This window comes from Nonomuraea sp. CA-141351, assembly GCF_050944675.1.
In the GTDB taxonomy this organism is placed as follows: Bacteria; Actinomycetota; Actinomycetes; order Streptosporangiales; family Streptosporangiaceae; genus Nonomuraea.
Genome location: NZ_CP191982.1, coordinates 9,744,453 through 9,762,984 on the forward strand (window position 1 = coordinate 9,744,453; position 18,532 = coordinate 9,762,984).

An 18,532-nucleotide genomic window follows, 5' to 3' on the forward strand; every position below is an offset into this window, starting at 1 on the left:
CTCGCGGTCGGCACCGTATCAAGAGCCGCCAAGATCACGACGAAGGTCATCGGCCGATCGGGGCGTGGTTCCAGCAGCTGTCCGCCCAGGTTCGCGTCAAGAACCCGTATAGGCGTGAGCGACATCGTGGCTGTAGGGTGGGCGCCGGTGCGCCGGGAAGTCTGGTCGGCAAGATCTTCGACGACGATCCGACCGGAGGCGCACATGGCCCACTTCTCGCGGTGCCGTTGATGGGCACGCTGCTGACGGCCTTCGCGGGCGTGCTGCTGGTAGCCGTGCTGCTGTCGAGCTTGGCTCATCGCACCATCCTGTCCACGGCGGCGCTGTTCCTGGTGGCCGGGTTCGTGCTGGGCGACGGCGTCCTGGGCGTGGTGTCACTCAAACCGGGCGACGACCTGGTGGCGACGCTGGCCGAGCTGGCGCTGTTCACGGTGCTGTTCACCGACGGTATGCGGGTGGGCTGGGCCGAGTTGCGCAGCGCCTGGCGGCTGCCGGGCCGGGCACTGGGCTGGGGCCTGCCACTCACCCTGGTGATCACCGCCGTCGGCGCGCACTACCTGCTCGGCTTCGGCTGGATCGAGGCGCTGTTGATCGGCGCGATCCTGGCGCCCACCGACCCCGTCTTCGCCGCCGCCCTGGTCGGCAACGAGAAGGTCCCGCCGCGGCTGCGGCAACTGCTCAACGTCGAATCCGGCGTCAATGACGGGCTGGCGTTGCCGTTCGTCATCCTCTTCCTGGCCATCGCCTCCGGCTCCGACGACCTGCACCTCGGCGAGCTCGGCCTGGAACTCGGCCTCGGCATCCTCATCGGTGTGGCCATCCCCTGGGCGGCGATCAGGCTGGAGCAGACGCGCTGGTTCTCCGCCTCCACTCCCTACGAGCCGCTCAACGCCCTGGCCATCGGCCTGCTCGTGCTCGCCGTCGGCAAGGCCACCCACGGCAACCTGTTCCTGGCCGCCTTCTCCGCCGGGATCACCGTGGCCACCTTCGGACAGCGGCAGCGCGAATCGTTCGAGCATTTCGGCGAGCTCATCGCCGAGGTGTTCAAGCTGGCCGCGCTGCTGGTGTTCGGCGCGCTCATCACCCCCGCCCTGCTCGGCTCGGTCGGCTGGCAGGGATGGCTGTTCGCGATCGGCGCCCTGGTGCTGGCCCGTCCTGTCGCGATCTGGCTGTCGTTCCTGCGTTCCGGGCTGTCGGTGCGGGAACAGGCGGCGGTGGCCTGGTTTGGGCCCAAGGGCTTCGCCTCCGTCGTGTACGGCCTGCTCGTGCTCGCCTCCGGCATCGCGGCTGGGCAGCAGGTGTTCCAGATCGTCGCCGTGACCATCGTGGCCTCGATCCTGCTGCACTCCTCCACTGACATCGTGGTGGCCCGCGGCTTCGACGACGAACACGATGTCCCCACCTGGTTCGGCCGGCTCCGCAGACGCGAGAAGGCATCATGAGACGGCCACACGGAATCCTTGATCGCTTCCAGCACCCGGCCCAGGTGATCGTCACCGGATTCGGGGCGGCGGTCTTGATCGGCACAGCTTTGCTCACGCTGCCGATAGCCACCGAGTCAGGACAGTCCGCCGGCTGGCTGGCGGCCCTGTTCACCGCGACGTCCGCGGTGTGCGTCACCGGCTTGGTGGTCGTGGACACCGCAACGCATTGGTCGGTGTTCGGCGAATGGGTGATCGCGGGCCTGATCCAGATCGGCGGACTGGGCATCATGACGCTGGCCACCCTGTTCACCATCCTGGTGGCCGGTCGTCTAGGTCTGCGTGCCAGGATCTTCGCGCAAGCCGAGACCAAGACGCTGAACATGGCGGACGTGCGGCATGTGGTGCGCAAAGTGGTCGTCTTCAGCCTTGCCTGTGAGGCCGCCGCGGCGCTGGTCCTCATCGGCCGGTTCCTGCTCGGCTATGGCGAGCCGTTCGGCCGAGCGGTCTACCTGGGCGTCTTTCATGCGATCTCCGCCTTCAACAACGCCGGGTTCGCGCTGTGGTCCGACAGCTTGATGCGCTTCGTCACCGACCCGTGGATCTGCCTGACCATCGCGATCGCGGTGATCGTGGGCGGACTCGGTTTCCCGGTGATGTTCGAGCTGCTGCGCACCTGGCGCCGCCCCAGCCGCTGGTCGGTCCTGACCAGAATCACCGTAGGCGTCACCGTGGTCCTGCTGGTCGGCGGCACGCTGGTCTTCCTGATCACCGAATGGCGCAACCCCAAGACGCTGGGCGCGCTCGACGACCCCGGCAAGCTGCTGGCCGCCTTCTTCGCCGCCGTCATGCCCCGCACCGCCGGCTTCAACAGCCTCGATATCGCCGCCCTGCATCCGACCAGCTGGCTGGTCACCGACCTGCTGATGTTCATCGGCGGCGGCAGCGCCGGCACCGCGGGCGGCATCAAGGTCACCACCTTCGGCCTGCTGGCCTTCGTCATCTGGGCTGAGATGCGTGGCGAGCGGGAGGTCAACGTCGGCCATCGCCGCCTCCCGGAGTCGGCGCAGCGCCAGGCCATCTCGATCAGCCTCATCAGTGTGGCGCTGGTCGCGCTGTCCACGTACGTGCTGCTCGCCCTCACCCCGCACAGCCTGGACCAGGTGCTGTTCGAGGTCGTCTCGGCCTTCGGCACGGTCGGCCTGTCCACGGGCATTACCGCCGACACCACACCAGCAGGGCAGTTGCTGCTGACGCTGCTCATGTTCATCGGCAGGACCGGTCCGCTCACTTTGGGGTCCGCGCTTGCCCTGAAAGACCGCACCCGCCGCTACCAGCTACCCGAGGAGAGAGTCATCGTTGGCTGACAAGAACAGTGATCCGGTCGTGGTGATCGGCCTCGGGCGGTTCGGCAGCGCGCTGGCCATTGAGCTGACCCGGCGCGGCACCGAGGTGCTGGCCATCGACAACCACCCCCGGCACGTGCAGAGCCTGTCGGAGCAGATCACCCACATCGCCACGGCGGATGCCACGGACATGGCTGCCTTGCGCCAGCTCGGCGTGCCCGACTTCTACCGGGCCGTCGTCGCGATCGGCAGTGACCTCGAAGCGAGCATCCTGACCGCTTCCCTGCTCGTGGAGCTGGAGATCGACCATATTTGGGCCAAGGCGGTCAGCAGACAGCATGGGCAGATCCTGGACCGGATCGGCGTCCATCACGTGGTCTTGCCCGAGCACGACATGGGCGAGCGCGTCGCCCATCTGGTCAGCGGCCGGATGCTCGACTACATGCAGGTCGATGAGAACTTCGCGTTGGTCAAGACGCGTCCGCCCAAGGAGTACGTCGGCATTCCGCTCGGGCAATCTGGCCTGCGCCGCAAACACGGCGTCACGATCGTCGCGGTCAAGAACCCAGGAGAGGAGTTCACCTACGCCACCGCGGAAACCGAGCTCGGCTACGGCGATGTCATCATCGTCTCCGGCCCTACAGACAAGGCCGAACGCTTCGCCGAACTGCCCTAGACGTGCGCGGCGTGACGGCGAGCCCGTCCTGTGAACGTTGGTGCTCCATGATCTTCCTGGGGGCCGTCGCCGGTCCTGGCCAAGACGGTTGCCGAGGGGGGACGTCGTCCTGGAGCACCTCTTGCTCCCCTACCCTTACGGAGGCCCGCGCCGGATCGGGCCGCACTGCAGGCCTGTTCGCTCTCATGAGCTCAGGTAACCTGGTCCCGGTGCCGGACCGCGCGGGACAGGTCGGCCAGCTGGCGCTGGTCATCGCCACCCGCATAGCCCTTCGCCCATGCCGAAGCTCTTGCTGCGGCCCTGCCGCGAGCCGAGCTGGTGGAGAACCGGGGCGACAGCCACATGATCTGGTTCGGGTCCGAGTCCCCGACGTCGCAGGAGAGATCAAGGGTTTCCTCGCCGCCGGTTGAGCTGCACCGATCCTTCCGGTGCCGTTGAGACATGTCCGGCCTTTCCCCGGGGCGGGCGCGGACACGCCCGCCCCGGTTCCAAGGGCGCGGCATTGATCCCGTTATGAGGCTCTTTGCGTGTCCTGATACGTTATTGATAGGTGCGCCGGGAAGTCTGGTCGGCAGGTGAGCGACCCGACCCCTGCCATAGAGCGGAGTTTCATGCCCGGCACCACCTCCGACCGCAATCCCCGCCTGCTCAGCCGGGGCACGTGGCCAGAAGCGCGGCGGATCGCCGACATCCTGCGCAAAGAGACCATCGGCGGCGCGCTGCTGCTGGTCGCCGCACTCGCCGCGCTGGTGTGGGCCAACTCGCCGTGGGCGCAGGCTTACGCGGATCTGCGCGCGATCCGGATCGGGCCTGCCGACCTGCACCTGGATCTCAGCCTTGCCGCCTGGGCCGGCGACGGGCTGCTGGCGATCTTCTTCTTTGTCGCGGGCCTGGAGCTGAAACGCGAGTTTGTCGCCGGTGACCTGCGCGATGTGCAGCGGGCGGCGGTGCCCGTCGCCGCAGCGTTCGGCGGAGTGATCGTCCCCGCGCTGCTGTACCTCGCGGTGGCCGGCCCAGCCGGCGCGGCGCGGGGGTGGGCGATCCCCACCGCCACCGACATCGCCTTCGCCCTAGCCGTCCTGGCGGTCATCGGACGGTGCCTGCCGACGGCGTTGCGCACGTTCCTGCTCACCCTGGCGGTGGTGGACGATCTGATCGCCATCGTCATCATCGCCGTCTTCTACACCACCCACCTGTCGGTGCTGCCGCTGCTGGGGGCCTTGGTGCCGCTGGCCGTCTTCGCCGTGCTGGTCCAGCGGCGGATGCGCGCGTGGTGGCTGCTGCTACCGCTGGCCTTCGCCACCTGGGCGCTGGTCCACGCCTCCGGCGTGCACGCCACCGTGGCCGGGGTGCTGCTGGCCCTAGCCGTACCGGTGCTCCGCAGCGACCAGGCCGGCGGGCCAGAAGCCGGGCCGGGACTGGCCGAACACTTCGAACACCGCTTCCGCCCGATCTCCGCCGGCATCGCCGTCCCCGTCTTCGCCTTCTCCTCCGCCGGGGTAGCCGTCGGCGGGCTCAGCGAGCTAGCGGATACCCTGACCGACCCGGTCGCAGTGGGCATCGTGATCGGCCTGCTGGTCGGCAAACCGCTCGGCATCATGATCGCGACCTGGCTGGTCGCCCGCTTCACCCGCGCCACCCTGGACCAGGGCCTGGCCTGGATCGACATGGCTGGGTTGTCGATCCTGGCCGGGATCGGCTTCACGGTGTCCCTGCTGATCGGGGAGCTGGCCTTCGGAGCTAGCAGCACCGCCGACACCCGGGTAAAGATCGCCGTCCTGGCCGGCTCCCTGGCCGCCGCGCTGCTGGCCACGGTGATCCTGCGGCTACGCGCCCGCGTCTACCGGCGCATCCACCAGGCCGAGACCCTCGATCTCGACCACGACGACATCCCCGACCGCTACCAGGCCACCTAGGGGCACGTGCGTAACGCCCTCTTTCCGGCTGAAGGGTGTCAAAACTAGGCTCAAGGCCCTGACCTGCGTATTTCATGACTGCACCCCGTTGGTCAGCCAGCTCGCTCGTACTCGCTGATCAGCCCGCCGAGGACTTGACGACGCTCGATCCAACCCACCGGCAGCGGGATCACGTCGGAGTCGTCATCGTCGGGAGCTCGAAAGCCGAGAGAACGGTGCGGCCGGTGCCGATTGTAATGATCGGCATATTCGTCCAGCACGGTACGAAGGTGCTGTTCGTTGAAGATCAGCAGCCTGTTGGTGCACTACGTGCGTACGGTCCGTACCCATCGCTCGGCAAACGCGTTCGCGCGAGACGACCGCGGCGGGATCTTCAGCACGTGAATGTCGTCGCCTGCGAAAACCTCATCGAAGCTGTCGGTGAACTTCGCGTCCCGATCCCGAATCAGAAAACGGAACGTCCCGGCGCGGTCCTTCAGATCGGCGGAAGGTTACGGGCTTGCTGGGCAACCCATGCGCCATCAGGGCCGGCGGTTACGTCGAGCACGTGCACGAACCGAGTGCCGACCTCCACCACGAAGAAGACGTACAACCGGCGCAGCGTGACGGTGTCCACCGTGAAGAAATCACAGGCCAGCGTGGTCGCAGTGTGGGCGCGGAGGAAATCTCCCCATCGGTCATCGGCACGTCGCGGCGCCGGCCCCAGGCGTGCTCGTTTCAGGATGCGGCGGATCGTCGCACCGCTCACCCGATGGCCCAGATACCGCAGTTCGCCGCGGATACGCTCGTAACCCCAGCGCGAATTCTCCCGCGCCAGCCGCTGGATCAACGCCACGACCGCTGGATCGGTCGGAGGCCGTCCCATCCTCCGGTGCGGGTAGGTCCAGTGATGCGCGATCAGACGCCGGTGCCAACGCAGCAGCGTTCCCGGCGTCAGCCCGGACTCAGCGAACGCACGGGCCCTGGCGGGGCAGGTTGGCCTGGTACAGCCGGGTACTGGACGAGGTCTTGGCGGTCGCGGATTTGGACCGGGTTGTGCTGGTGGGCAACTCGCTGGGAGCGGCGTCGGCCGAGGTGTAGCGAGGTGGCGGGACCGGACGGGTCTTCTCGTTCTTGCTCCGCATGTTGTGAGATAGCGGAGTCCTAAACCGCGGTTCCACGCCCGGGATGCATCGAGTACGCGTTCCGGAAATTCTCTTCCAACGAATTGCACCTATCAAACATTCATGATTCCTTAGTCGGCATGTCGCTTGCGACGACAGGCAAGCCTTCGGGGGCAGGGCTTCCAGAGATGGTCTGTGTTTGTGTCGGCTGCGACTTTCCGCGCATGGGTGACACCGTCGTGACCAGCCGGGAGGTGTTGGTCCACTCGCGGGTCGCCTTGTGCCCCCGCCGGAACGCTCGGCCGCTTTCCCCATAAAAGGTATATATCTACGAAATCGCGAGCTTTGGGTCGCGCGTTGCATCCGAACGGAAGACCTTCTTTCGGGGCTGGCGCAGAAAGTAAAATGAGCGTAAAGTTCAGGAAAATCAGCTTACCAGAGCGATCTTATGTGGCCACGCAGAAAGGCAGTAAAGCCAGCCCGGCGACGTTATCCGTCGTCCTGGCCGCTCGCGAAGCCAGTACCGGAGGCTGTCAGAGATCGCCGAAGAGTGGTCGCCATGAACAGATCTCAGCCCCGTAACGACACATCCCGCCGACCTCCCGCACAACCCGGGCAAGAAGCCGCCGCCCCCACCTCCCGCACGCGAAGCCGCAAACCCTTCCTCTCGGGATTGCTCGTGTGCGTCCTGGCAGCCGGGCTGATCGCCGCGGCACCAGCCGCGCTCGCCGACACGCCCCCGGTCGGCCTCGGCAACGCCGAACCCTTCGCAGTGTTCGCGGGATCGTCGGTGTCGAACACGGGCCAAACCGCGGTCACCGGAGATCTGGGCGTGAGCCCGGGCACCTCGGTGTCGGGATTCCCGCCCGGCACGGTGAGCGGCACCATCCACACGAACGACTCCACCGCGATCGCCGCGAAGGCCGACGCGGTGAGCGCCTACAACGACCTCGCCAGCCGCCCGGTCGACAACACCGTCGCTCCCGCGCTCGGCGGCACAACCAGAACCCCCGGCCTCTACACGTCGACCAACGGGACCTTCTCCATCAGCGGGACCCTGACGCTCGACGCCCAGGCCGACCCCGACGCGGTCTTCGTCTTCAGAGCTTCCACGCTCACGGCGGCCAACGTCAGCAACATCAATCTGGTCGGGGGTGCCCAGGAGAAGAACGTCTTCTGGCAGATCACCGGCGCGGCGACGCTCGGCACCTTCTGCACCTTCCGTGGAACCCTGCTCTCGTCGAGTGGGGTCACGGTAAGCTCCGGCGCGGCGGTGTTCGGCCGGGTCTTCTCGCTCAACGCCTCGGTCACGCTCCAAGGTACGGGAGGCATCCCGGCCACGCGAGTCAGCCTGCCGGACCGCCCGCCCACCACCACGACCCTGACCTCGTCACTCAACCCTTCCACCCCAAGCAACACCGTCACCTTCTCCGCGACCGTCGACGGCGGCTCGCAACCGGTGACCCCCGAAGGCGACGTGGTCTTCAAAGACGGCGCGACCACCATCGGGCAGGACCATTTCGACGGCCAAACTCCCGCCACGGTGACCGTCTCGGACTTCACCGCGGGCCAGCACCACATCACCGCCGTCTTCCTGGGCGGCATCACCTTCAACGGCGAACAGCCGATCAATTTCGCGCCGAGCACGTCCAACGTCGTCGTCCAGAACGTCACGACCTCGATCTGGAGCGACTCGACGACGCCCGCCAACCAATCAGCGGACAACCGGGCGGTCACCCTCGGCGTCAAGTTCAGGTCGGCCTCGAACGGGCTCGTCCACGGCATCCGCTTCTACAAGGGCTCCCAGAACACCGGCACCCACACCGGCGGCCTGTGGACCACCGGCGGCCAACTCCTGGCCAGCGTCACCTTCACCGGCGAATCCGCAACCGGCTGGCAGAACGCCTACTTCTCCACCCCGGTCTCCATTAACGCCGGCACCACCTACATCGCCTCGTACCACACCACATCCGGATTCTGGTCCTACAACCGGCCCTACTTCACGACCGCGTTCACCCACGACCCCCTCACCGCGCTTCAGAACGGCGCGGACGGCGGCAACGGCGTCTACACCTACGGCGCCTCGCCCTCCTTCCCCACCAGCACCTCCAACGCCAGCAACTACTGGGCCGATGTCATGTTCACACCGTCGGACAGCCTCTGGAGCGACTCGACGACGCCCGCCAACCAATCAGCGGACAACCGGGCGGTCACCCTCGGCGTGAAGTTCAGGTCGGCCTCGAGCGGGGTCGTCCACGGCATCCGCTTCTACAAGGGCTCCCAGAACACCGGCACCCACACCGGCGGCCTGTGGACCACCGGCGGCCAACTCCTGGCCGGCGTCACCTTCACCGGCGAATCCGCAACCGGCTGGCAGAAGGCCTACTTCACCACCCCGGTCTCCATCAACGCCGGCACCACCTACATCGCCTCGTACCACACCACATCCGGATTCTGGTCATACAACCGGCCGTATTTCACCTCGCCACGCAAGAGCGGCCCCCTCACCGCCCTCGAAGACGGTTTTCAGGGTGGCAACGGCGTCTATACCTACGGTGCCTCGCCCTCGTTCCCGACCAGTACCTTCAACGCCAGCAACTACTGGGTCGACCTCATGTTCGTCGCGCCCTAGCCGTGCGACGATCACCGATGGATTCAGCGCCGGCTCTTCGGAGGAGGGATGGCGCTGAATCCATCGCAGTAAAGAGGGATCGGTCGTGGCGCATCGGTGCCGGCGGTTCCTCACGCCTGGCTCAGACCAAGCGGGACGCCGCCAGACAGGTACCTACACAGGCGTTAAAACGCTAGGCCCGCCCGTATGCCGCTCATGTGAGCAACGGCAACACTAGGAAATACACCGCCACCAACAGGGCCGATTGGGCTCGGCTGAGCGGCATACCGGGGGCGAGCAGGGCCCAGATGAACCCGCTGATGGCCACCATCGCCACGATGACGGTCGGCGCCACAGCGGGCGCTCCAGAGGTGAGCAGGGCGACGATGGCGCCGCCCGCGAGACTGTTACACAGGTTTCCACCGAGCAAGGTACCAACAAGCAGATCACTGTATCCGTGCCGCTGAGCCCGGATCACGATGATCAAGACGGGAAGCGCCGCAGCGAACGCCACCAGCGTGAACCCGACCAGATCCGCCGAGGCACCCGCCCGTGAGGCCACCTCGGATGCGTTGATCACCAGCAGTTGCGCACCCACCAGCACCCCGGCCAGGCCAATAAGTGTCCGCGACACCTCTCTCCTCAGGCGCGGCGGCCCAGCCGTCTTCAGGTAACCCGCGCTCTGCGCCGCCACAACGTCGTTCGGAACCCCCCGGACCAGGAGCACCAGCAGCACCAACGCGCCAATCAGCGCCACGGCCAGCGTGACACCCGCCGCCCAACCGAGCCCCTCCAGCAACGTGATCGCGAATATCGTGACCGCCGCCACCGACAGCAGCGCCTCACGCTGTAGCAGCGAGGACCAGATGACCAGTGCACCCGTGAGCCCGCCGACGCCGAGGATCACGGTCAGGTTGAGGATGTTCCAGCCAACCAAGCTGGCCGTCGCCAGCTCTTCATGCCCCCTGAGACCAGCTGCAGCGGCCACGACGAGCTCTGGGACACTGGCGACCAACCCCATCACCACAACGCCCACCACGACGGGCCGCAGACCGAGCCGTCCGGCCAACCGGCCCGAGCCCAACACCAAGTGATCCCCCGCGAAGGCGAGGATGACCAGCCCGAGCACGACAAGGGCGATAAGGAGCAGCATCAGCGGCCTCCCGGCAGGTCACCTCACTCGAATGGGCCACGCTGACCAGCGCGGACGCCGCCGCGGCGACACATCGACGCTATAACAGTAAGGGATCGATCACATACTCAAAGTAACTGCTGCTTGTTGAATGAGCCGCCTCTCTCACGCTCTCGTGGCGCGAGGATCACGCCGTCGTTTTCGCATCACCGTCGGTCGCGGTACCAACGAGCGGTGCCACACATCCCGAGCCATCAGCCCCTTGCGGCCCTGGGCGAGAGGCGGCCGCGCGTGGCGCTCGCACCCGGCTCAGTGGCGCGGGGCCGACGATGGCAGGTGTGGCGGCTGCCAGCGCCAGGTGGCGTTGCCGTCGGCCGCGATGCCCTTGCGCCACAACGGGCCGGGCACCACGCGCAGCATGGTCACCATTGCTCGGTGGGCGGCCCTGGAGGTGAGGCGCCGCCCGTCTTTGCCGGCGCCCCGGGCAGTGGACTGGGTACGTGGACGGCGTTCGGCGTCGTAGCGGCGCAGCGCAGCCTCGACGGTGGGCTCGCCGGCGAGGGCGGCGGCGAGCACGACCGCGTCCTCTATGGACTGACCGGCGCCCTGGCCGCGATCGGGGCTCATCGCGTGCGCGGCGTCGCCGAGCAGCGCCACCCGGCCGCGAATGTAGGTCGGCAGTGCCTCCACATCGTGGATGTCGATATGGATGACCGCATTCTCCGGAGTGGCCTGAATCAGCGCCGGGATCGGCTCATGCCAGGTCCCGATCCGGCGGACCACTTCGGCCTTCTCCTGGTCGTAACGGATGCCGGGCGCATCGGTGGTAGTGACGTAGGCCCAGTACGCCCGGCCGCGCGTGATCGGATGGATCAAGAAGTAGCCGCCCGGGCCGAGCGTGACACTGCCCGGCAAATCAGGAACCTCAGAGATGCCCAGCCAGGCCGTCCGCCCGAGAAAGCGCGGCGGCGGCGCGTCCGGCCACAGCTGACGGCGCACGGTGCTGCGAATGCCATCGGCGGCGATGACCACCTCGGCGCTCAACTCCATGCCGTCGCACTCCACCGTCATGCCGCTCACGTCCTGCCGCACCGTGGTGACCTCCGCGGCCGTGCGCATCCAGCCAGCAGGCAGCGCCTCCAGCAGCACCCGATGCAAGTCGGCCCGGTGGAAGGCGAGCAGCGCACTCGCATCGCCCGGCCGGGCCCGTTGCAGGTAGCGGCCGTCCGGGGCGCGCAGGTTCGCGGAGGAGTGGGTGGGCACTCCAGCTGCTCGGGCCTGCTCTGCGACGCCGAGCTCGGCCAGCGCGCGCATGGCGTTCGGGGCCTGGGACATGCCGGCGCCGATCTCGCCCAGTTCGGGGGCGCGTTCCAGCACCGTGGCCTGCCAGCCGATCCGCTGCAAGGCCAGGGCGGTGGCTAGCCCGCCGATGCCGCCGCCCACCACGATCGCCCTTCTGGTCATGCCGTCTCCTTACCGTCGGAACCATCGGTGCGGAGCGGCGGCGCGTTGTCGAACACCTTGGCCATCCACTCGAAGGTGGCGTGCGCCTGCCGGACGCGCGCGGCCCGATCATCATCCGGGCCGACCAGGCCCAGGCCGTCGCGCGCGATGTCCAGGAACGAGGTGATCGAGGCGATCTGGCGGCGCACCACGACCCCCCAGGCGTCCTCGGCCATCCAGTAATAGACGGTCCGCTCTCCCGGCCGGGTCCGCCATGTCAAGAACCCCATGCCGGTCAACAGCCGAAGGTTCGACGTCAGCGACGCCCGGCTTGCGCCGATGGCCTCACTGATCTGCCCTGCGGACTGCTCCGGCGGATCGCACACCATCAGCCAGCCCAGCACACGTCCGGCGATCGGCGGCACCCCATCGCGCGCCAGGTACATGGCGATCCGCTCCACCCACTCCAGCAGCCGTTCCTGCTCGGTCACGTGTGACCCCTTTCCTCTTGCAATTGTTTCAGCATGCGCTAAAATCCATGTATTGATCAAGCATACGCCCTGCTGGGGCGTGCCGTTGGGGAGCCGGGAAGTCTGGTCGGCCCGTGACGTTCGCCGTCACGGAGAATGAGGAGGACTTTCCCGATGCCCCCCCGCACCCTCAAGGCCCTGCTCGGTAGCGGCGTCGCCGCCGGTGTGCTCGTACCGGTGGTGTTGTGGGCTGATGGCGCCACCCGGCCCGGCTACAGCCTGTGGCACCACGGCGCCAGCCAGCTCGGCACCGGCGAACGCGGCTGGCTGCAGACGGCCAACTTCGTGCTTGGCGGGCTGCTCCTGCTGGCCTTCGCGGCCGGGCTGCGCCGGGCGTTGCGCGGTGGCCGCGGTGCTACCTGGGGGCCGATCCTGCTCGCGGCCGCGGCGGCAGGGATGGTCGTGGCCGGGCTGGTGCCCACCGACCCGGCGCTGGGCTACCCTCCCGGGCAGTCCGCCCCGGCGACCGGCGCGCTCACCACCGATGGCGTCATTCACCAGGCGGCCGGCTTCGCCTTGTTCGCCGGGCTGAGCGCCGCTGCGTTCGTGCTGGCCAGTCGCCTGGGGCAGCACGTCCGCGCCTGGGTCGTCTACTCGCGTCTGTCCGGCGCCTTGATCATCGGCTTCGCCTTCGCCGCCGGCATCGCCTACCGCCTCGACACCCTCGGCCTCTGGCGACCGGCCCCCGCCGGTCTGCTCGAACACCTCTCCCTGCTGACCGGTTTCAGCTGGATCATCGCCGTGGGCGTTCGTCTCCTGCGCGGCCACGTCCCCGGAGCCCCGAGCACGTCTCCTGTGGGCGCCCAAGGATCCGGCCCGGTCAGGCCCCAGGCTGGATGAAAAGAAAGCAGGCCGCCGGCAGTCCGTCGGCCGCCTGCAGCTGCCGAGCGGGAGCGGCCATCGACCGCCTCCCGCTCCGCGTCATTTCCGTCGGCACGCGGCCGCAGCCGCTACCGGGGAGCGCCAGCGTGTTTGGCGGCATAGTGCTGGCGCCAGCTGTCGATGAGCGGGATCAACTGCTCGGTCATGTAGGCGTAGAAGTCCTTCATCTCGTGCAGGCGCCGACCGGCGACGCTGTCCTCGCCTGCCGCGTCAAGGCCTTCCTGGGCGGCGGCGCCCATGGTGGCCAGCATCGCGTTCTGCTGTGACATCAAGCTGGCCCAAGCACCCGGGCGGAAACGGTAGTGGTCGCGGCGGCTGCCGGGGGCGGGGACCCGTTCGATGAGGCCGAGCGGGATCAGCTGCTTGACCGCGGTGGACACCGCTCCCGAGCTGATGGACAACTCCGCGCACAGGTCGGCGGCGGTCATCGACTCTTGCCGGGTGTAGAGCAGCGCCGTCATCACCCGGGCGGTGGTCTTCTGCATGCCGCCCTGCGCCAGGGTCAGCGCCAGCTTCTCGGCGGCCTCGCGCAGCCGCTGGTCGGTGTCCATGCATCAAGCCTAGCAAGAACTTCGAGTTCTCAGAGAATTTACAAATCTCTGAAAGCTCTATACGGTCTGAGGGGTCGAGGTCGCGTTCAGGGCGATCTCCCCGACAACCGAAGGAGACCCCGTAGTGACGTCGAAGAACGTGGTGGCTGGCGCGCACGGCATGACCGACCAGGCATGGAAGAAGCACGCCAACCCGTGGAGCGTCTGGACCCGGTTCGCCGCGATCCCCGCCTTCGAATTGGCCGTCTGGAGCCGCGAGTGGATCGGCTGGTGGTCACTGGCCGGCGTGGCCCTCGTCGCCCTGTGGCTGTGGCTGAACGTGCACCTGTTCAGCACGGTCGAGCCGACCAGCTGGGCCGCGCGGGGCATCTACGGCGAGCAGCTCCACGTCGAGGGCAAGGCGCCGGCGGCGCACCGGTTGGTGCTGCGGCTGCTCATCGTGGCAGGCCTGGTCGGCTTCGCCTTCATCGCCTGGGGGCTGATCGACCTGGAGATCTGGCCGCTCCTGCTGGGCACCGTGCTGCTCGTACTCGCCCAGCTATGGCGGATCGACCGCTACGGGCTGCTCTACGAACAGCACCACAGCCAAACCCGGTGACCCGGTACGACCGGCGAACGACAACACCGGCCACCGACAACCCACCTCGACCCCAGGTGTGGAGAAACCCATGCCCACCTCTGGCACCGCACACCCCGCGCCGCTGGTGGATCCTCGCAGCGCTTTGCGTGAGCCTGCTCGTCCTGGTGATCGACAACACCATCGGCTCGGCGAGGCTCTACCGGCCCGGGATCGGAGAGGATGAGGCGTGGCCGGCGCTGGAGGAGGTGCTGTCGAACAAGACGATCGACTGGGAAGTGATCGCCCCGCCACTACGACATGATGGTCAAGCACGCGACCGCGCTGCGGTTGCGCACCGCGGAGTCGCACCAGATGCTGCGCCGCTTCACCAGCGGCGGTCCCAAGCACCCCACCTACCAGGCGATCGAGGAGCTCGGCCACGTCGTCAGAACGATCTTCGCAATCTGCGACTACCTCGCGGATGAGGAACTCAGGCGGGAGATCAACGAAGGGCTGAACGTGGTGGAGAACTTCAACTCCGCCGACAAGGATCTGTTCTACGGCAAGGCCGGCGACCTGACCGGCGACGACCGCGAGCACGCCGAGGTCTCCGCGCTGGCCTTGCACCTGGTCGCCGCGGCTATCGCCTACCTGAACACGGTGATGATCCAGATCGTGCTGCGCGATCCCGCCTGGCAAAGGCGGCTGAGTCCGGCCGATCGGCGTGGCCTGTCGGCGCTGTTCTGGACCCATCTGAACCTGTACGGACGCTTCGAGCTCGACATGTGTCGGCGTACGGGGCCATGTGCAGAGGCAGGTACAGGTAAACGTGCAGAGGTAAGCGGTGTGTCCGCTGCCGAGTCGGGCGGTGTTGGTGAAGCCTGCCAAGTGATGTCGACCATCTTGGCGGGGGCGAGGCGATGGTGCTGGAGGCCGAGCGGTGGCTGGAGCTGCGCCGGTTCCGGGCGCTGCGGGAATCTGGGGCGTCGATCTCGGAGATCGCCCGAGAGACCGGGCTGAACTGGCGAACGGTGCGCAAATACCTGGAGCACGAGGGGCCGGTTGCACCGCCGGTAGCCGCGGCGCGGACGAGCCGGCGCAACCAGATGATCGACGCATACGCACCGGTGATCGATGCGTGGTTGCGCGCCGAGCTGCTACTGAAGGGCACGGTCATCCATGAACGGCTGGTCGAGGAGTACGGCTTCACGGGCAACTACCAGCGGGTCAAGCTCTACCTGCAGCAGGCCCGGCCGCGGATCGCCGCGGAGCTGGGTTATAGCCCGAACGAGCTGGCCCGACTGCACCGCCGGTTCGAGGTGGTGCCAGGTGCTCAGGCGCAGGTCGACTGGGGCGACGAGGGCGCCATCCTGGCGCATGTCGGGATCGCCAAGGTCTATTCCTTCCACATGGTGCTGTCGTACTCGCGCGACCCGTTTTGCTGCTTCACCACCAGCCAGGACCTAGCCACCTTCTGGGCCTGCCACCGGCGGGCATTTGAGCACTTCGGCGGCGTGCCCGGCGCGATCGTCTACGACCGCACCAAAACGGTAGTGCGCCGGCACGTGGCCCCGGGCAAGGCGGTGCCGCTACATCCGGAGGCAGTGGCGTTCGCAGGCCATTACGATTTCGACATCGACGTGCTGGCCGCCTACCGGCCTACGGGCAAGGGCCGGGTGGAACGCCAGGTGTCCATCGTCCGCGACCACGTGTTGGCCGGCCGCTCGTTCGCCTCACTGGATGAGCTCGACAACGCATTCCTGGCCTGGGTGCCGCTGCGCCGCAGGCTGACCCACCGAACGCATGGCGAGGTGATCGGAGTGCGGGCCCGCCGCGACCACGCCGCGCTCCGCCCGATCCCATCGCGGCCCTACATCGTGGCCAACCGGTATCTGCGTCACGTGGGCAAGGACTGCCTGGTCGCCTTCGAAGCCAACCTGTATTCGGTGCCGGCGACCAAGGTCGTGCCCCGGCAACTGGTAGAGGTGCGTGCCTCCTCGGCCACCGTCAGCCTGCACACCACCGTCCCGGACGAACAAGGCATCACCCTGCTGGCCGTGCACCCGCGCGCGGTCGGCCGCGGCGCCCGGGTCGTCGACCCCGAGCACTGGCGCGCTCTGCCCGACGGCCACACCCGCGCCACCACGACCAGCGGCGAAAACCACATGACGCCGGCGGATGAGCTGGCGACACGCCGCACCAGCCACGAACCGACCGGAGCGCTGCGTTTCCTGCTGGCCAGAGCCGACGCCGCCAACGTCAAGGTCGGCCGCCGGCCGCTGTCGGTCTATGACCAGATCACCGGGACTGGCCCGTTCTCCTGACCAGCCGCACCTACCGCTCCGAGCCGACCTTCCGCACGCACAAGGGACATCACACGTTGAGTGAGCTGGTCACCGCCCGCATCCGCGCCACCGCCACCAAGCTGGGCCTGCCACACCTGGCCGAGCACCTGAACGACCATGTCGGCCGCGCCGACGCCGCCCGGCTGGGCTACCTGGACTTCCTGGACCTGGTGCTGGAAGAAGAACACGCCGTTCGCGAGGAACGCCGCATCCGGCACGCTCTGCGCATCTCCAAGATGCCCCACCACAAGACCCTCGACGACTACGACTTCTCCTACCAACCCGAGCTCGACGCTCGAAAGGTGCGCGACCTGGCCACCTTGGCCTTCGTCGAGGCCAAGGCCAATGCCGCCTTGCTGGGCCCTCCGGGGGTCGGCAAGACCCACATCGCCGTCGCATTGGCCGTCGCCGCCTGCCGCGCCGGCTTCAGCGTCTACTTCACCACCCTTGATGACATGGTTCGCCAGCTCAAAGCCGCCGACGCCATCGGCCGACTCGCCTCCAAGCTGCGAACCTATCTGCGCCCGCACGTCCTGGTGCTGGATGAGGTGGGTTACCTGCCTCTGGCCCGTGACGAGGCCAACCTGGTCTTCCAGCTGATTTCGAAAAGGTATGAGAAGGGCTCGATTTTGCTGACAAGCAACAAGGCTTTCAGATGAGTGGGGCCAGGTCTTCGGCGATGAGGTGCTGGCCACCGCCATCCTCGACCGCCTACTGCACCACTGCGAAGTCATCGCGATCAACGGCCCCAGTTACCGGCTCAAGAATCGACTTGCCGCCGTGACCACGGAGATCGCCGCCACCGGCTGACCAAGCACGCGTCTCGCCCCTGCCAGGCATACGATGCCTCTTCCCTGCACCACGTCCAGACAGCCGACAGGACTCGACGCCTTGAACGCCCATCAAGAACGCCTTCGTGCCCGATTCCGCAACGCTCCGCTTCAACCACCGCCCCCGCCATGGCGCCCCTTGCCACCCTTAGCCGTCGGCGGCCTGACCGGCGTCGGATTCGGCCCGCACCCAGACTCGGGCGAAGACCTCATCCTCGTGACCTCTCATCAGGGACGCGGCGTCGTCAACTGCGTCACCGGCCAGCGCATAGCACGCGACCCCGATCCAGAACCAGCATGGCCTGACGACTACACCCTCACCTGCGAAGGAATAGGCCCTCTCGCAGGTACTGCCATCCAGATTTCCGGACTCCTGGGTGGCGGCCTGCACACGACCACCACCAACGGATGGTCCATCGACATCGTCACGCCCGACTGGCCCAACGAAAGCATCCTGCTGTCAAAACAGGGCGATCCCTACCGCGACGAAGCCGGATCGACATGGTGGCACATTCACCGCGAAGAAGGATGCGAGATCCGCGCGGCGGGATTCTCACCAACGGGTCACACTCTCGCCATCGCTTCCAGCTGCACACTCACCCTCTTCGCCCACTCCTGACATCCTCTGCACGAATACTCGTACGCACCTCTGCACACCGATGAGTACGCCGACAACATGAACCGCCACCTGGAGCTGGAGGCCGTCGCCGGTCCACCGCAGTGGCCAGCGCGACGGGCGCGCACCGCTGGCAGGCGAGGCTCCGGTCGAGTGGGCTCGCCGCCGGTGACGGGCGGTCAGCAGCAGAATTTCAGATAGTTCTGCAGGTCGCCGAGGATACGGGTGACGCTGTCGCGGTCGCCGCGATACAGCACCTCCTTGCCGTCGCGGCGGGAGGTGACGATGCCGCCGCGGCGCAGCAGGGCGAGTTGCTGAGAGGCGGCGGACTGGCTGACGCCGGCGCGTTCGGCGACCTGGTTGACCGACAACTCGGCGCCTTGGGCGAACAGCAGCATGATCTGCTGGCGTCCGGGATTGGCCAGGGCCTTGAGGAAATCCTGGGTGGCCTGCGGCAGCTGCGGTGTGCACGTCCCGCCCGCCGTCGCATCCATCGGCGCGGCTGGTGATGTCGTGGTCTCGGCCATGCCTGCTCCCTCCTATCCACCGAACCCTACCGCTCATTTCAACT

The 18,532-nt window shown here is 67.4% G+C and carries 19 protein-coding genes; 12 read left to right on the plus strand and 7 right to left on the minus strand.

The annotated features are described in order from the left end of the window. Positions 1 to 137: 137 nt before the first annotated feature. From ACQPWU_RS45675 to nhaA, 4 genes are all read left to right on the plus strand, one after another. On the plus strand, positions 138 to 1,442 hold the full coding sequence (locus ACQPWU_RS45675) for a cation:proton antiporter (protein WP_433432084.1): 1,305 nt from the start codon (positions 138 to 140) through the stop codon (positions 1,440 to 1,442). Continuing rightward, the gene (locus ACQPWU_RS45680) at positions 1,439 to 2,788 is read left to right on the plus strand and encodes a TrkH family potassium uptake protein (RefSeq protein ID WP_433432086.1); all 1,350 of its coding nucleotides are present in this window, start codon (positions 1,439 to 1,441) and stop codon (positions 2,786 to 2,788) included. Before ACQPWU_RS45675 ends, ACQPWU_RS45680 begins: the two co-directional genes overlap by 4 nt. After that, positions 2,781 to 3,443, plus strand: a complete 663-nt coding sequence (locus ACQPWU_RS45685; RefSeq protein WP_433432088.1) for a potassium channel family protein — start codon at positions 2,781 to 2,783, stop codon at positions 3,441 to 3,443. The genes ACQPWU_RS45680 and ACQPWU_RS45685 overlap by 8 nt, the downstream gene beginning before the upstream one ends. 611 nt (positions 3,444 to 4,054) lie before the next feature. Next, positions 4,055 to 5,359 carry a Na+/H+ antiporter NhaA gene (gene nhaA, locus ACQPWU_RS45690; RefSeq protein ID WP_433432090.1) on the plus strand — a complete coding sequence of 435 codons (1,305 nt, stop codon included), beginning with the start codon at positions 4,055 to 4,057 and terminating at the stop codon, positions 5,357 to 5,359. A gap of 92 nt (positions 5,360 to 5,451) precedes the next feature. On the opposite strand, the gene ACQPWU_RS45695 is transcribed toward nhaA, so the two are convergent. Beyond that, a complete protein-coding gene (locus ACQPWU_RS45695) occupies positions 5,452 to 5,619 on the minus strand; it encodes a hypothetical protein (protein WP_433432093.1) in 168 nt (55 codons plus the stop codon). Positions 5,620 to 5,834: 215 nt separating this feature from the next. After that, entirely contained in the window at positions 5,835 to 6,224 is a 390-nt protein-coding gene (locus ACQPWU_RS45700; RefSeq protein WP_433432095.1) for a helix-turn-helix domain-containing protein, read from the minus strand. A 917-nt stretch (positions 6,225 to 7,141) separates the two neighbouring features. On the opposite strand from ACQPWU_RS45700, the gene ACQPWU_RS45705 reads away from it, so the two are divergent. After that, a complete protein-coding gene (locus tag ACQPWU_RS45705) occupies positions 7,142 to 9,094 on the plus strand; it encodes a DUF4082 domain-containing protein (RefSeq protein WP_433432097.1) in 1,953 nt (650 codons plus the stop codon). 193 nt (positions 9,095 to 9,287) lie between these two features. Here ACQPWU_RS45705 and ACQPWU_RS45710 read toward each other — a convergent pair whose 3' ends face one another. The 3 genes from ACQPWU_RS45710 to ACQPWU_RS45720 form a co-directional block, all read right to left on the minus strand. Beyond that, entirely contained in the window at positions 9,288 to 10,226 is a 939-nt protein-coding gene (locus ACQPWU_RS45710; RefSeq protein ID WP_433432099.1) for a sodium:calcium antiporter, read from the minus strand. Positions 10,227 to 10,514: 288 nt separating this feature from the next. Beyond that, positions 10,515 to 11,669 (minus strand): FAD-dependent oxidoreductase, encoded by a 1,155-nt coding sequence (locus ACQPWU_RS45715; RefSeq protein ID WP_433432100.1) that lies wholly within the window; start codon positions 11,667 to 11,669, stop codon positions 10,515 to 10,517. Next, positions 11,666 to 12,139: a GbsR/MarR family transcriptional regulator gene (locus ACQPWU_RS45720; protein WP_433432102.1), complete on the minus strand. Its 474-nt coding sequence runs from the start codon at positions 12,137 to 12,139 to the stop codon at positions 11,666 to 11,668. Before ACQPWU_RS45720 ends, ACQPWU_RS45715 begins: the two co-directional genes overlap by 4 nt. Before the next feature lie 153 nt (positions 12,140 to 12,292). On the opposite strand from ACQPWU_RS45720, the gene ACQPWU_RS45725 reads away from it, so the two are divergent. After that, on the plus strand, positions 12,293 to 13,018 hold the full coding sequence (locus ACQPWU_RS45725; RefSeq protein WP_433432104.1) for a DUF998 domain-containing protein: 726 nt from the start codon (positions 12,293 to 12,295) through the stop codon (positions 13,016 to 13,018). A 110-nt stretch (positions 13,019 to 13,128) separates the two neighbouring features. Here ACQPWU_RS45725 and ACQPWU_RS45730 read toward each other — a convergent pair whose 3' ends face one another. Beyond that, positions 13,129 to 13,611, minus strand: a complete 483-nt coding sequence (locus tag ACQPWU_RS45730) for a GbsR/MarR family transcriptional regulator (RefSeq protein ID WP_433432105.1) — start codon at positions 13,609 to 13,611, stop codon at positions 13,129 to 13,131. A 124-nt stretch (positions 13,612 to 13,735) separates the two neighbouring features. On the opposite strand from ACQPWU_RS45730, the gene ACQPWU_RS45735 reads away from it, so the two are divergent. From ACQPWU_RS45735 to ACQPWU_RS45760, 6 genes are all read left to right on the plus strand, one after another. Then, complete coding sequence (locus ACQPWU_RS45735; protein WP_433432107.1) at positions 13,736 to 14,209, plus strand: DUF6653 family protein; 474 nt, start codon at positions 13,736 to 13,738, stop codon at positions 14,207 to 14,209. 279 nt (positions 14,210 to 14,488) lie between these two features. After that, a complete protein-coding gene (locus ACQPWU_RS45740) occupies positions 14,489 to 15,190 on the plus strand; it encodes a Tn3 family transposase (RefSeq protein ID WP_433432109.1) in 702 nt (233 codons plus the stop codon). After that, positions 15,091 to 16,494, plus strand: a complete 1,404-nt coding sequence (gene istA, locus ACQPWU_RS45745) for an IS21 family transposase (RefSeq protein WP_433432112.1) — start codon at positions 15,091 to 15,093, stop codon at positions 16,492 to 16,494. The genes ACQPWU_RS45740 and istA overlap by 100 nt, the downstream gene beginning before the upstream one ends. 56 nt (positions 16,495 to 16,550) lie before the next feature. Next, the gene (istB, locus tag ACQPWU_RS45750) at positions 16,551 to 17,174 is read left to right on the plus strand and encodes an IS21-like element helper ATPase IstB (RefSeq protein WP_433432114.1); all 624 of its coding nucleotides are present in this window, start codon (positions 16,551 to 16,553) and stop codon (positions 17,172 to 17,174) included. A 25-nt stretch (positions 17,175 to 17,199) separates the two neighbouring features. Beyond that, a complete protein-coding gene (locus tag ACQPWU_RS45755; RefSeq protein ID WP_433432116.1) occupies positions 17,200 to 17,325 on the plus strand; it encodes an ATP-binding protein in 126 nt (41 codons plus the stop codon). Between the two features lie 159 nt (positions 17,326 to 17,484). After that, complete coding sequence (locus ACQPWU_RS45760) at positions 17,485 to 17,964, plus strand: hypothetical protein (protein WP_433432118.1); 480 nt, start codon at positions 17,485 to 17,487, stop codon at positions 17,962 to 17,964. Positions 17,965 to 18,140: 176 nt separating this feature from the next. On the opposite strand, the gene ACQPWU_RS45765 is transcribed toward ACQPWU_RS45760, so the two are convergent. Continuing rightward, positions 18,141 to 18,488: an ArsR/SmtB family transcription factor gene (locus ACQPWU_RS45765; protein ID WP_433432120.1), complete on the minus strand. Its 348-nt coding sequence runs from the start codon at positions 18,486 to 18,488 to the stop codon at positions 18,141 to 18,143. Positions 18,489 to 18,532: the final 44 nt, after the last annotated feature.

Bases quoted from the DNA above. Each gene is read 5' to 3' on its own strand.
- ACQPWU_RS45680 (WP_433432086.1), top strand. From the start codon at position 1,439: ATGAGACGGCCACACGGAATCCTTGATCGCTTCCAGCACCCGGCCCAG.
- nhaA (WP_433432090.1), top strand. From the start codon at position 4,055: ATGCCCGGCACCACCTCCGACCGCAATCCCCGCCTGCTCAGCCGGGGC.
- ACQPWU_RS45700 (WP_433432095.1), bottom strand. From the start codon at position 6,224: ATGGGACGGCCTCCGACCGATCCAGCGGTCGTGGCGTTGATCCAGCGG.
- ACQPWU_RS45710 (WP_433432099.1), bottom strand. From the start codon at position 10,226: ATGCTGCTCCTTATCGCCCTTGTCGTGCTCGGGCTGGTCATCCTCGCC.
- ACQPWU_RS45715 (WP_433432100.1), bottom strand. From the start codon at position 11,669: ATGACCAGAAGGGCGATCGTGGTGGGCGGCGGCATCGGCGGGCTAGCC.
- ACQPWU_RS45725 (WP_433432104.1), top strand. From the start codon at position 12,293: ATGCCCCCCCGCACCCTCAAGGCCCTGCTCGGTAGCGGCGTCGCCGCC.
- ACQPWU_RS45730 (WP_433432105.1), bottom strand. From the start codon at position 13,611: ATGGACACCGACCAGCGGCTGCGCGAGGCCGCCGAGAAGCTGGCGCTG.
- ACQPWU_RS45740 (WP_433432109.1), top strand. From the start codon at position 14,489: ATGATGGTCAAGCACGCGACCGCGCTGCGGTTGCGCACCGCGGAGTCG.
- istA (WP_433432112.1), top strand. From the start codon at position 15,091: ATGGTGCTGGAGGCCGAGCGGTGGCTGGAGCTGCGCCGGTTCCGGGCG.
- ACQPWU_RS45765 (WP_433432120.1), bottom strand. From the start codon at position 18,488: ATGGCCGAGACCACGACATCACCAGCCGCGCCGATGGATGCGACGGCG.